Origin of the sequence: Cupriavidus sp. GA3-3, assembly GCF_000389805.1 — a bacterium.
Classification (GTDB): Bacteria; Pseudomonadota; Gammaproteobacteria; order Burkholderiales; family Burkholderiaceae; genus Cupriavidus; species Cupriavidus necator_D.
Map to the genome: position 1 here is coordinate 441252 of NZ_KB944482.1, position 12463 is coordinate 453714.

10 protein-coding genes and 1 pseudogene are annotated in these 12463 nt (G+C 65.0%); 5 read left to right on the forward strand and 6 right to left on the reverse strand.

Annotation, left to right across the window (positions count from 1 at the left end; translation table 11 throughout):
* Nucleotides 1-58: 58 nt before the first annotated feature.
* Nucleotides 59-1735, forward strand: a complete 1677-nt coding sequence (locus C265_RS19935; RefSeq protein WP_037024735.1) for an amidohydrolase — start codon at nucleotides 59-61, stop codon at nucleotides 1733-1735.
* Between the two features lie 111 nt (nucleotides 1736-1846).
* On the opposite strand, the pseudogene C265_RS31670 reads toward C265_RS19935, so the two are convergent.
* Both C265_RS31670 and C265_RS19940 read right to left on the reverse strand, forming a co-directional pair.
* Nucleotides 1847-2141 (reverse strand): annotated as a pseudogene (locus tag C265_RS31670) (type II toxin-antitoxin system YafQ family toxin).
* Entirely contained in the window at nucleotides 2128-2394 is a 267-nt protein-coding gene (locus C265_RS19940) for a type II toxin-antitoxin system RelB/DinJ family antitoxin (protein WP_010810750.1), read from the reverse strand. Before C265_RS19940 ends, C265_RS31670 begins: the two are co-directional and overlap by 14 nt.
* Nucleotides 2395-2675: 281 nt before the next feature.
* On the opposite strand from C265_RS19940, the gene C265_RS19945 reads away from it, so the two are divergent.
* On the forward strand, nucleotides 2676-4838 hold the full coding sequence (locus tag C265_RS19945) for a TonB-dependent siderophore receptor (protein WP_037024738.1): 2163 nt from the start codon (nucleotides 2676-2678) through the stop codon (nucleotides 4836-4838).
* A gap of 56 nt (nucleotides 4839-4894) precedes the next feature.
* Here the strand turns inward: C265_RS19945 and C265_RS19950 are convergent, their stop codons facing one another.
* The 4 genes from C265_RS19950 to C265_RS19965 all read right to left on the reverse strand — a co-directional run bounded on the left by C265_RS19950 (nucleotide 4895) and on the right by C265_RS19965 (nucleotide 8758).
* A complete protein-coding gene (locus C265_RS19950) occupies nucleotides 4895-5872 on the reverse strand; it encodes a tripartite tricarboxylate transporter substrate binding protein (RefSeq protein ID WP_010810752.1) in 978 nt (325 codons plus the stop codon).
* 83 nt (nucleotides 5873-5955) lie between these two features.
* Nucleotides 5956-6771, reverse strand: coding sequence for an enoyl-CoA hydratase (locus tag C265_RS19955; protein WP_010810753.1), 816 nt, complete (start codon nucleotides 6769-6771; stop codon nucleotides 5956-5958).
* Nucleotides 6768-7511: a FadR/GntR family transcriptional regulator gene (locus C265_RS19960; protein WP_010810754.1), complete on the reverse strand. Its 744-nt coding sequence runs from the start codon at nucleotides 7509-7511 to the stop codon at nucleotides 6768-6770. Before C265_RS19960 ends, C265_RS19955 begins: the two co-directional genes overlap by 4 nt.
* A gap of 65 nt (nucleotides 7512-7576) precedes the next feature.
* The gene (locus tag C265_RS19965) at nucleotides 7577-8758 is read right to left on the reverse strand and encodes a CaiB/BaiF CoA-transferase family protein (RefSeq protein ID WP_010810755.1); all 1182 of its coding nucleotides are present in this window, start codon (nucleotides 8756-8758) and stop codon (nucleotides 7577-7579) included.
* Between the two features lie 308 nt (nucleotides 8759-9066).
* On the opposite strand from C265_RS19965, the gene C265_RS19970 reads away from it, so the two are divergent.
* From C265_RS19970 to puuE, 3 genes are read left to right on the forward strand one after another with little or no spacing between them, the layout of a single operon-like run.
* Nucleotides 9067-10590: an NCS1 family nucleobase:cation symporter-1 gene (locus tag C265_RS19970; protein ID WP_010810756.1), complete on the forward strand. Its 1524-nt coding sequence runs from the start codon at nucleotides 9067-9069 to the stop codon at nucleotides 10588-10590.
* A gap of 58 nt (nucleotides 10591-10648) precedes the next feature.
* On the forward strand, nucleotides 10649-11383 hold the full coding sequence (locus C265_RS19975) for an aspartate/glutamate racemase family protein (protein WP_010810757.1): 735 nt from the start codon (nucleotides 10649-10651) through the stop codon (nucleotides 11381-11383).
* Nucleotides 11384-11421: 38 nt separating this feature from the next.
* On the forward strand, nucleotides 11422-12411 hold the full coding sequence (gene puuE, locus C265_RS19980) for an allantoinase PuuE (protein WP_052181658.1): 990 nt from the start codon (nucleotides 11422-11424) through the stop codon (nucleotides 12409-12411).
* Nucleotides 12412-12463 lie beyond the last annotated feature (52 nt).

Sequence of the window (12463 nt, forward strand, 5' to 3'; positions counted from 1 at the left end):
AACCAGCAGTACACAAGAGCAAGAAAGCACAAGCACAACAACAACAAGGAGCATCGCTTTGAAGAGAGCAATCCGCATGAGCATGCTGGCGCTTGGCGCCGGCATGGCACTGAGCCTGTCCGCGCACGCCGCGCCGACGCTGGTGGAATCGGTGCAGGGCTACACCCTGAAGCAGGACAAGATCACCAGCTTCACCGGCCTGGTGTTCGACCAGGGCAAGGTGCTGGCCACCGGCGACGCCGCCGCACTGCGCGCGCAGTACCCCGATGCCAAACGCATCGACGGCCAGGGCAAGACCCTGCTGCCGGGCCTGATCGACGCCCACGGCCACGTGTTCCGCCTGGGCTTCAAGACCACCGAGATCTCGCTGTCCGGCACCAGGACGCTGGCCGAGGCGCAAGGCATGATCCGCGCCTATGGCGACAAGAACCCGCAGCGCAAGTGGCTGCTGGGCTATGGCTGGAACCAGGTGAACTGGAAGCTGGGCCGCTTCCCGACCGCGGCCGAGCTGGACGCGGCGGTGTCGGACCGCCCGGTGCGGCTGGTGCGCGTGGACGGCCACGCCGCGTGGCTCAACACCAAGGCGCTGCAGGCCGCCGGCATCACGCGCGACACCAAGGACCCGGCCGGCGGACGCATCGAGCGCGATGCCAACGGCAACCCCACCGGCGTGCTGGTCGACAAGGCCATGGCGCTGGTCAACAGCGTGATCCCGCCGTACAGCGACGATGACCGCCGCGCCGCGCTGGCCGCCTCGCTGGCGCACATGAACGCGCTCGGCCTGACCGCAGCGGGCGACGCCGGGGTGACCGTTGCCGAAGACAAGATTTACCGCGAGTTCGCCGACCAGGGCAAGCTGACCACGCGCATCTACGGCATGATCCGCGACACCGGCGACGACTTCAAGGCGCTGTCGGCCAAGGGGCCGCTGGTGGGCTATGGCAACGACCGCTACTACCTGCGCGCGGTCAAGCTGTATGGCGACGGCGCACTGGGCAGCCGCGGCGCCGCGCTGATGGCACCGTACTCGGACGACCACGTGCACAGCGGCCTGCTCTTCATGAGCGATGCCGCCATGCAGACCGCGATCAAGACCGCGATCAAGGCCGGCTACCAGGTCAACATCCACGCCATCGGCGATGCCACCAACCACCAGGTGCTGGATGCCATGGAAACGGCCTACAAGGACGTGGGCGGGCGCCAGTTGCGTAACCGCGTCGAGCACGCGCAGGTGATCGCGCTGTCGGACATCCCGCGCTTCAAGACGCTGGACCTGATCGCCTCGATGCAGCCCACGCACGCCACCAGCGACATGAACATGGCCGAAGACCGTGTCGGCAAGGATCGCATCAAGGGCGCCTATGCCTGGCAGACGCTGCTCAAGCAAGGCACCGTGATCGCGGGCGGCTCGGACTTCCCGGTGGAATCGGCCAACCCGTTCTACGGCCTGCACGCCGCGGTCACCCGCACTGACCATGAAGGCCGCCCGATCCGCGGCTGGCATCCGGAAGAGGCCATGACCCTGCCGCAGGCATTCCGCGCCTTCACCCTGGACGCGGCCTATGCCGAGCACCAGGAGAAGACGCTGGGCTCGCTCGAAGCCGGCAAGTGGGCCGACTTCATCCTGGTCGACCAGGACCTGTTCAAGGCCAAGCCGGCAGACATCTGGAAGACCCAGGTGCTGGAGACCTGGGTGGCGGGTGAGCGGGTGTACGCGAAGGACGGCAAGCGTTAAGTCGCCATCCACGGCATGCCGCCATTCGCGGCGGCTTGCTGTCCTTGAAAAAAAGCGCGCGGCACTGATCGTGCCGCGCGCTTTTCATTTGCTGGCGGTCTGGACTGCGCGTTACATGGCCAGCTCGCTATGCGACCCAAGCCGGACAAGTTGCAGTGTCCAAGGGTCTGGCTTCCGATAGATCAGCAAAAGGTCTGGCCGAACATGGCAATCCCGGAAGTCCGTCCTTCCACTGGCCGCCAAGCGCATGGTCGCGAAATTTGTCCGGCAGCGACATGTCACTCGCCAAGGCAGTCAGGATTGCAAACCAGTCACCAGCCGGGCTTTGCAGCAGCGCCTTGAACGGCCCTTTGAGTTCGCGCTTGTAATCGCGCTTGAATTGGGTCGTCCGTTCAATCGTCCTCATCATTGAGATCCGCCATCAGGTCGCTCACCGACCCGAACTTGCGGAGGCCACCGGCCCGCGCCTCTTTTAGCGACGCAATGGTTGCTGGATTGGGAGTCATCAGTTCCACAGGCAATGCCTTTTCACGTGCCACGCGCGTCAAAAGCATGCGCACGGCGTCTGAAACCGTCAGTCCCATCGCTTCCAGAACGATCGCGGCCTCTTCCTTGATTTCAACGTCGATACGGGCTCGGACAAAGGTCGAAGCGGACATGACAGGCTCCTGCGAACAATAGCGAAGTGGAGAACGGATAAGTGGACATCTCGACCAGTTTGAGATTTATCCACGCCAATTGTATTCACGTTGTAGCTCATATGAGCTACGTCGCCCAGTTTGATGCCGCCCCGTTGTTTTCAACCACAAGGCTCATGTGGCGTCTTGACGCCCTATCCCAACGCTAGCATCATTCGGCCTTTTCATAAATGCGAATTATTCGCATTTGTATCTACATTTACATACAGGTTTGCCTGTCTCCTGCCCCTGCGGGTCCCCTCATGAATCGTCAAGTCATTCGCGCCGCGCGCCTGCGCGCACCCATGCCCCGCCATCTCGCCGTGCTGGCACAACTGGCTGTCGTGGTCGGCTTTCCGGCAACCGCCGCGCTGGCACAGCAAGCCGCGGCGCCGGCGGATGCGCAGTCGCTGCCCGCGGTGACCGTCAGCGCCTCGGCGGTCGACGATTCCGGCCTGCAGCTTGAGAAAAAGGCCAGCACCGGCGCGCTGGGCTCGCGCACGCAGCTCGACACCCCGTACTCCACCACCATCGTCACCGGCGAAGACCTTGCTGAGCGCCAGGTGGCCAAGCTGGGCGATGTGTTTGCGATGGATGCGTCGGTCAGCGACAACGGCAACGGCTACAACAGCTGGTCCAGCTACCTGAGCGTGCGCGGCCTGCAGATCGACTGGCAGAACGGCTTCAAGATCAACGGGCTGCCGTTCGTGGCCTACGGCATCACGCTGCCCTACGAGCACATGGAGCAAGTGGAACTGCTCAAGGGGCTGCCGGGCTTCATGTACGGCTTCGCCACCCCGGGCGGCATCGTCAACTACGTCACCAAGAAGCCGACCGACACCTTCTCCGCCTCGTTCGAACTGGGCTACCGCGCCGCCAATGTCTGGAGCGAGCACGTCGACCTGGGCGGGCGCGCCGGCCCGAACAATATGTTCGGCTACCGCCTGAACGTGACGCACGAGGAAGGCACGCCCTACAACGCGCGCAATATCAACCGCGACAGCGTCTCGCTGGGCCTGGATGCGCGCCTGACCAGGGACCTGACCTGGACCTTCGACTCGATCTACCAGGACCGTCGCGCCGCTGGCCAGATGCCGTCGTTCAGTCTGTGGAGCTACGGCGACACGGCCCTGCCGGCCGCGGTGTCCGGCCGCATCCGCAACTTCGCCGGTGCCGACCAGCACCTGAACACCAACCTGCAGCTGTACAGCACCGGCCTGCGCTACCAGATCAATCCGGACTGGGCGGTGAGCACCAACTACAGCTTCACCAAGGTCAACCGCAGCCGCAACGAAAGCACCTACAACCTGCTGAACCAGGCCGGCGACTACAGCGACCAGCGCTACGACACCGCGCAGAACCAGCAGGTGGGCCAATGGCAGGCGATGCTGGAAGGCAAGTTCCGCACCGGGCCGTTCGGGCACCAGCTGGTGGCGGGCCTGTCGTGGCAGAAGCAGATCGACCGCTATGACAACAACGGCTTCGGCGCCGTCATCGGCGCCGGCAATATCTTCGAGCCCAACACCAACACGTACTTCAGCTCGACCGCCTTCAACAAGGTGCGCAACAGCGACATCACGCAGAAGTCGGTGTTCGCCAGCGACACCGTCCAGCTGAGCGAGCGCTGGTCGGTGCTGGCCGGCCTGCGCGTGACCAACTTCGAGCAGAACGGCTACGTGCCGGTGAGCTCCAGCTACAGCAAGAACGGCGTGGTCACGCCCACGCTGGCGCTGATGTTCAAGCCCGTGCCCACGGCCACGGTCTACGCCAGCTACGTGGAAGCGCTGGAGCCCGGCTCGATCGTGCCGGATGGCTACACCAACGCTCGCCAGCTGCTCAGCCCGATCCGCAGCAAGCAGTATGAAGTCGGCGTCAAGGCCGACCAGGCCGCCTGGAGCGCCACCGCCGCCGCCTTCCGCATCGAGCGCGGCGCCGAGTACGACAGCATCAACGGCGGCGTGCCGACGCGCCAGCAGGACGGCACCTCGATCTACCAGGGGCTGGAGCTGGCCGGCGTGTACCGGCTGGGCCCGCAGTGGGAATTCGGCGCGAGCGCGATGTACCTGGACTCGTACTACGACAAGGGCCTGGCGAACAACGGCAAGCGCGTCGCCGGTGCGCCTGACCTGGTGCTGGCCGGACGCATCAGCTACCGCGTGCCGTTCGTGCCCGGCCTGCGCCTTGGCGTCGATGGCAAGTACACCGGCAATACCAAGCTGAACGCGGGCAATACGCTGGAGGCCGGCGGCTACACGGTGTTCAATCTCGGCGCGAGCTACAACACCCGCGTCGCCGGCAAGGACCTGACGCTGCGCGCCGCGCTGAATAACGTGACCAACAAGCGCTACTGGGGCTTCCAGTACGAGAACTACATCCAGCCCGCGGATCCGCGCAGCGTGAGCCTGACGGCGAAGATTGCGTATTGAGATTGGCCGGACTGCAAGGCCGCCCGCAGAAGCCCCGCTTCTGCGGACGCCTGCCTTCAGTCGACCTTGACGTCCAGGTCTTTCACGACGCCAGCCCATTTGGCCAGCTCGGCGTTGACGAAGCGGCTGAGCTCGGCCGGGGTGCTGCTGGCCGGCGTCGCCCCCTCCCCGTTGAAGCGCTGAATAAGCTTCGGCGATGCCAGTGACCTGGCGACGGCCCGGTTCAGCGCATCGATCACCGGCTGGGGCGTATTTTTCGGTGCCAGCAATGCATTCCAGGTATTGATCTCGAAGCTGCCGAAGCCCGGCACTTCACGCATGGCGGGAACATCCGGCAGCTGCGGCGACCGCTCCCTGGTGGTCACGGCGATGGCGCGCAGCCTGCCGGCCTTCACCTGCGGCAGGGCGCCAGGCAGCGTGGCGAAGCTCAGTTGCGTCTCGCCGGCGATCACCGAAGTATTGGCAAGCGCTCCGCCCCGATACGGCACATGCACCAGCTTGGCATTGGCGCTCTGGGCAAACATCGCACCGGCCAGGTGGACCGGCGAACCGTTGCCGCTGGATGCGTAGTTCAGCTCTCCCGACTTCTTCCGGGCCAGCGTCACCAGGTCAGGCACGTTCCTGGCGGGCAGGTTCGGGGTCGTGATCAGCACGAGCGGGATCGAGGCGACCATGCTGACGGGCGCAAAGCCGCTGACCGGCTCGTAGCCCAGCGTTTTCTTGTACAAGGCTGGGTTGATGCCGTGGCTCGACACGGTTGCCATGAACAGCGTATAGCCATCCGGCGCCGACTGCTGCACATAGGCGGCGGCCGAGTTGCCGGCCGCGCCGGGCTTGTTCTCGATGATCACCGACTGCTTCAGCTCGCTGGCCAGTTGTTCGGCCAGCGCCCGCGCCAGGATGTCGGTGGTGCCCCCGGCCGCATAGCCCACCACGATACGGATGGGCTGTTGCGGATATTGGGCCGCCGCGTGCCCTGCCAGGCCCAGGCCGGCCACGGCCATCGCGAGGACAAGCCTCTGCTTCGTGTTCATGCCATATCTCCTCTCTTTTGTATGTGTCCCCACGTCATGCGTGGCGGTATTGCCGATATTCCCGGATCGCCGGGATGTAACGCTTATTGGCCCTTGAAGACGGGGCTGCGCTTTTCGGCGAAGGCGCGCTTGCCCTCGCGGTAATCGTCGCTGGCGAAGCACTGCATGACGAGCTGCTGCATGCCCGCGATATCGACCTGCGGGCCCAGCTGCTGCAATTGACGAATCATGCGTTTGCCGGCGCGCAGCGTGAGGGGCGCATTGGCGGCAATCTGGTCCAGGCGTGTCTGCAGCGTCGTGTCGAGGTCGGCCGCATCGGTCACGTGGTGGACCAGGCCAAGGGCCTTGGCGTCCGCCGCCGCATAGCGGTTGGCGGTCAGGAAGATTTCGAGCGCATTGGCGGCGCCGACCGTGCTGACCAGATTCCGGATTGCGGTGAGCCGGTAGCCCAGGCCGAGCTTGCCGGCCGGAATGGCAAAGGTGCTGTCGGACGACGCGATCCGGATGTCACAGCACAGCGCGATATTCAGGCCGCCGCCGATGCAATAGCCCTTGATCCTGGCGAGGGTCGGCTTGGCGTGGTCGTAGAGAGCCAGCTGGGCGGCCTCTGCCACTTGCTCATAGGCCGCGACGGCCTCTTCGCCGGAGCGCAGGTTGTCGAACTGCGCGATGTTCGCCCCGCTCACGAAGGCGCGCTCTCCGGCGCCAGTCAGCACTACCGAGCGCACTTCGTCGTCCTGCTCGAACGCTGCGAGCGCCTGGGGCAGTGCCGCCCACATGTCGAACGAGACGGCGTTGTGGCGGCCAGGGTCGTTGAAGGTAATCCAGCCGGTGCGGCCGCGTTTTTCCACCAGCAGGGTATCGGTAATCTCGCCTTGCAGTATGCGTGTCGTGGTCATGTTGTCTTTCCAGGCGCTCGGGCCTTATGTCTTTCAATACCGTTGGTCAAGTGGTAGCGCATGGCGGCGCGCGCCTGGTCGGCGTTCCCCGCGGCAATGGCGTCGAAGATCGCGTGGTGCTCCTGCTCGACTTCCGCGATGCGCGTGGTCCCGGTCGAGGTGGAGCGCAGCGTGCGCACGGAGTCGTGGAGCACATGGCTCAGATGGGCCATCAAGCGGATGAAGTACGGGTTGTTGGTCGCATTGCCCACAGCGAGGTGAAAATCGAGTGCGGTGTCCGCGCCCTTTTCCCAGTCTGCGCCCGCTTCATCGACCTTCGCCAGCGCCAGTCGCAGCGCCTCCAGCTGCGCGGGCGTGCGGAACCGCGCCGCCAGCGCGGCCGCGCCCGATTCGATCTCGACGCGCAGCTGGAAGACATGCTCGAGCGCATCCTCATGCAGCAGCTCGTCGGTGACGATCTCGAAGTTGCGCTGCCCGATGCCCTGCGCCACGAACGTGCCGGTGCCGCGCCGGGTTTCAACGTAGCCGGCCAGCTTCAGGCGCGCGATGGCCTCGCGCACGACATTGCGGCTCACGTCGAACGCGGTGGCCAGCTCGTTCTCCGTGGGCAGCTGCTGCCCGTGGGCCAGGGTGCCGTCCAGGATGCGCTGGCGGATCTGGTGCGCGATCTCGTCGGGCAGGTTGTCCGGCCGGCGCAGGCTCGTGAATCCGCGAATCTCCATGCCAAGTTGGGCCTTCATCAGAATCTCCGTCATGTCCGTGGCCCCGGAAGCGGGGCAATCATGGCGGATATGGTAGCGCCCAATCAGATGACCCCCTGCGCTGCAAGCGCTTCGATCCGCGCGGAATCCAGGCCGAGCAGCGAGCGGTACACGTCGTGGTTGTGCTCACCGCTCTCCGGTGCCGGCGCCAGTTCGCCCAGCGAGGTCCGGCTCAGGATCACCGGCTGGCCGACGACGGAGATCGTGCCCAGCCTGGGGTGCTCGATGGGCTGGCTCATGCGCAGATGTTCGACCTGCGGATCGGCGAAGGCCTCGTTCATGCTGAGGATGGGGCCGCACGGCACCCCTTCGCGATTCATGCGGGCGATCCATTCCTCGGTGGTGCGGGTGCGCGTGCGCCCGGCGATCGCGGCGTTCAGCGCCGGCCGATTGCGGGCACGCAACGGCACCGTCAGGAAGCGCTCGTCCGCGATGAGTTCAGGCACCTCAAGCACCTTGCACAGCCGCGCGAAGATGTCGTTGCCCATGGCGGCAATATTCATGTAGCCATCCTGCGTCGGGAACACGCCGGTCGGGCTGCTGGTGGGATGATCGTTGCCGCTCTGGCCCGGCACCTCGCCATTCATCAGCCAGCGCATGGCCTGGAAGTCCATCATCCACAGCTGCGATTGCAGCAGGGAGGTCTGCACCCACTGGCCCTGGCCGGACACTTCGCGTTCCAGCAGCGCCACCATCAGGCCGATCGCGCAGAACAGACCGGCGGTCAGGTCCGCAACGGGAATCCCCGCGCGCATCGGTCCGCGCCCGGGTTCGCCCGTGACCGACATCATGCCGGAGATCCCTTGCGCGATCTGGTCCAGACCCGGGCGCTCGTGGTACGGACCATCCTGCCCGAACCCCGATACGCTGCCATAGACGATGCGCGGATTGACCTTGCGCAGCGACTCATAGTCGATGCCCAGCTTGAACTTCACGTTGGGCCGGTAGTTCTCCACCACCACATCGGCCTTGCGCACCAGCTCCAGGAACAGCGCGCGCCCCTCCGGATGCTTGAGGTTGAGCGTAATGCTCTGCTTGTTGCGATGGGTGTTCTGGTAGTCGGCAAACTGCGCCGAACCGCCCGGCTTGTCATCGGGCGCCTGGCCCGGCTCTTCGATCTTGATGACGGTCGCCCCCCAGTCGGCGAACTGGCGCACGGCGGCCGGACCGGAGCGCACGCGCGTGAGGTCGAGTACGGTGAATCGGGAAAGCGGACCATGCCCCACAGTTGTCTCCAATTTTGTCTCTTTGCCAGGCCATCTACAGATGGGATGTTGGACATCCTATATTCAGGATTCGCACGAATCAAGCCGGGGGTAAACCCCTGAGGACATTCCGGATTGGGCGAGAAGACTTCAGGGAAAGCGAATGTTGACAATCACGAATCCGTGATCTACAACATCGTCTACACACTCAATCAATTTTGTAGACAATTTTGTAGTCAATAAAAAGCAGTTTTCCACCGGCGCACACCAAAGAGCCCAACGGCCGCATGTCGCCTATCGTCAAGACACACATCTGCCAGGAGACTCAGATGATGCAAGCCACCGCAACCCCCGCCGACGCACCGCAGGTGCAGGCCGGGCATGCCGCACACGGCAACGCCCTGATCAAGCCGGGGTATGACGAACGCCTGACCAATGAGGACCTGGCGCCGCTGCGCAAGCAGACCTGGGGCACCTACAACATCTTTGCCTTCTGGATGTCGGACGTGCACAGCGTGGGCGGCTATATCACCGCCGGCAGTCTGTTCGCGCTGGGGCTGACCAGCTGGCAGGTGCTGGTGTCGCTGCTGGTCGGCATCCTGATCGTGCAGTACTTCTGCAACCTGGTGGCCAAGCCCAGCCAGGTGACCGGCACGCCTTATCCGGTGATCTGCCGGGCCTCGTTCGGCGTGCTCGGCGCCAATATCCCGGCGGTGATCCGCGGGCTCATCGCAGTGGCGTGGTACGGCATCCAGACCTACCTGGCTTCCAGCGCCTTCCTGGTGCTGGCGCTGCACTTTTTCCCCGCGCTGGCGCCCTATGCCGACGTGAAGCTGCACGGCTTTGCCGGACTCTCCACGCTGGGCTGGGCCGCATTCATGGTGCTGTGGGTGTTGCAGGCGCTGGTGTTCTGGACCGGCATGGAGACCATCCGCAAGTTCATCGACTGGGCCGGCCCGGCGGTGTACGTGGTTATGATCGCGCTGGCGATCTGGCTGGTGAACAAGGCCGGCTGGGAGAACGTCAATTTCACGCTGAGCTTCGTCAAGTACACCGGCTGGGAAGCGGTGCCGGTGATGCTGAGCGCGATCGCGCTGGTGGTGTCGTATTTCTCCGGCCCGATGCTGAACTTCGGCGACTTCTCGCGCTATGCCAAGGACTTCAAGTCGGTCAAGCGCGGCAACTTCTGGGGCCTGCCGGTCAACTTCCTGGGCTTCTCGCTGCTGACCGTGATCACGACCTCGGCCACGCTGCCGGTGTTCGGCAAGCTGATCACCGACCCGGTGGAGACCGTCAGCCATATCGACAGCACCTTCGCCATGCTGCTGGGCGCTTTCACCTTCATGACCGCGACCATCGGCATCAATATCGTCGCCAACTTCGTTTCGCCGGCATTCGACTTCTCCAACGTCTCGCCCAAGCACATCAGCTGGCGCACCGGCGGCATGATCGCGGCCGTGGCTTCGATCTTCATCACGCCGTGGAACCTGTACAACAACCCGGCGGTGATCCACTACACGCTGGACGTGCTGGGCGCCTTCATCGGCCCGCTGTTCGGCATCCTGATTGCGGACTACTACCTGGTGCGGCGCCAGCATGTCGACGTCGACGACCTGTACACGCTGAACCCGCGCGGCCGCTACTGGTACCGCAACGGCTTCAACCCGGCGGCGGTGGCCACCATGATCCCGGCGGCCATCATCCCGATCCTGTGCGTGGTGGTGCCGGCCTGGCAGTCCGCGGCCAACTACAGCTGGTTTATCGGCATGGGCATTGCGCTGGTGCTGTACCGGCAACTGGCGCCGCGCATGATGCCCGGCCACTTCGGCAGCCGTGCCGCCAGCCAGGCCTGAGCCCCGGAACCATTCTTTCGACTGCACGATTTCGACCGCACTTAGCAGAGCCGCGTCTATGAAGCTGAAGATCATCAACCCCAATACCACCCAGAGCATGACCGACAAGATCGGGCAGTGCGCCGTCGCCGTGGCGGCACCGGGAACGCGCATCAGCGCGGTCAGCCCGCGCATGGGACCGGCTTCCATCGAAAGCCACTATGACGAAGCCCTGTCCGTGCCCGGCATCCTCGACGAGATCCTGGCCGGCGAGCAGGAGGGCGTGGACGGCTACGTGATCGCCTGCTTCGGCGACCCCGGCCTGTACGCCGCGCGCGAGGTGGCACGCGGGCCGGTGATCGGCATCGCCGAGGCCGCCATGCATATGGCCAGCGTGGTCGGCAGCAGCTTCAGCGTGGTGACCACGCTGGCGCGCACCTGCAATATCGCCTGGCACCTGGCCGAGCGCTACGGCATGAAGCGCTTCTGCAACAACGTGCGCGCCTGCGACCTGCCCGTGCTGGAACTGGAGCGCCCGGGCTCGGACGCGCGCCGCATCATCACCGAGGCCTGCCGCCAGGCGCTGGTTGAAGACCGCAGCGAATGCATCGTGCTGGGGTGCGCCGGCATGACCGACCTGTGCGACGAGATCGCCGACGCCATCGGCGCACCGGTGATCGACGGCGTGGTGTGCGCGGTCAAGATGGCCGAGGCGCTGGTCTCGGTGCGCCTGGGCACCAGCAAGCGCGGCGACTGGGCGCGGCCGCTGCCCAAGGCGTATGCGGGCATGCTGGCCCCTTATGCGTTGAACTGAACCGTATGACTTCCCGATCCAATTCCGACTCCACCACCATGCTCCAGTCCCGCTATCCACGCGATCTCATCGGTTACGGCGCCCGGCCGCCGCACGCCCGCTGGCCGGGCGGTGCGCGCGTTGCGCTGCAGTTCGTCCTCAACTACGAAGAAGGCGGCGAAAACTGCGTGCTGCACGGCGACGCCGCCTCCGAGCAGTTCCTCTCCGAGATCGTCGGCGCCGCGGCCTACCCCGACCGCCACATGAGCATGGAGGGCATCTACGAATACGGCTCGCGCGCCGGCGTCTGGCGCCTGCTGCGCGAGTTCGAGAAGCGCGGCCTGCCGCTGACCATCTTCGGCGTGTCGATGGCGCTGCAACGCCATCCTGAACTGACCCGCGCTTTTGTCGAACTGGGCCACGAGATCGCCTGCCACGGCTGGCGCTGGATCCACTACCAGGGCTTCGACGAAGCCACCGAGCGCGAGCACATGCGCATCGGCATGCAGATCATCAAGGACCTGACCGGCGAACTGCCGCTGGGCTGGTACACCGGCCGCGACAGCCCCAACACGCGCCGCCTGGTGGTGGAGCACGGCGGCCTCCTGTACGACTCGGACTACTACGGCGACGACCTGCCCTTCTGGACCGAGGTGGAAGTCACCGGCGGCGAGAAGAAGCCGCACCTGGTGGTGCCGTACACGCTCGACTCCAACGACATGCGCTTTGCCACGCCGCAGGGCTTCAATACCGGCGAACAGTTCTTCCAGTACCTGAAGGATGCGTTCGACGTCTTGTATGAGGAAGGCGACCCGAGCGGCCAGGACAGCCCCAAGATGCTGTCGATCGGCATGCACTGCCGCCTGCTCGGCCGCCCGGGCCGCTTCCGCGCGCTGCAGCGCTTTCTCGACTATGTGCAGGGACACGACAAGGTGTGGATCTGCCGCCGTGTCGATATCGCCCGCCACTGGGCGCAGGTGCACCCGTTCCAAGCCGCGGGCGATGCCGCAGCCGTGGGCACGATGCCCGAGGAAGTTGCCCCGGCCTGACAAATGCCGTCCGTGTCGCCATATTTGTGTACGATATAGCCGTCTTTCGTCG

Excerpts from the sequence above, each read along its gene's own strand:
- C265_RS19940 (WP_010810750.1), bottom strand. The coding sequence starts at position 2,394 with ATGTCCGCTTCGACCTTTGTCCGAGCCCGTATCGACGTTGAAATCAAG.
- C265_RS19955 (WP_010810753.1), bottom strand. The coding sequence starts at position 6,771 with ATGACCACGACACGCATACTGCAAGGCGAGATTACCGATACCCTGCTG.
- C265_RS19950 (WP_010810752.1), bottom strand. The coding sequence starts at position 5,872 with ATGAACACGAAGCAGAGGCTTGTCCTCGCGATGGCCGTGGCCGGCCTG.
- C265_RS19970 (WP_010810756.1), top strand. The coding sequence starts at position 9,067 with ATGATGCAAGCCACCGCAACCCCCGCCGACGCACCGCAGGTGCAGGCC.
- puuE (WP_052181658.1), top strand. The coding sequence starts at position 11,422 with ATGCTCCAGTCCCGCTATCCACGCGATCTCATCGGTTACGGCGCCCGG.
- C265_RS19975 (WP_010810757.1), top strand. The coding sequence starts at position 10,649 with ATGAAGCTGAAGATCATCAACCCCAATACCACCCAGAGCATGACCGAC.
- C265_RS19960 (WP_010810754.1), bottom strand. The coding sequence starts at position 7,511 with ATGAAGGCCCAACTTGGCATGGAGATTCGCGGATTCACGAGCCTGCGC.
- C265_RS19945 (WP_037024738.1), top strand. The coding sequence starts at position 2,676 with ATGAATCGTCAAGTCATTCGCGCCGCGCGCCTGCGCGCACCCATGCCC.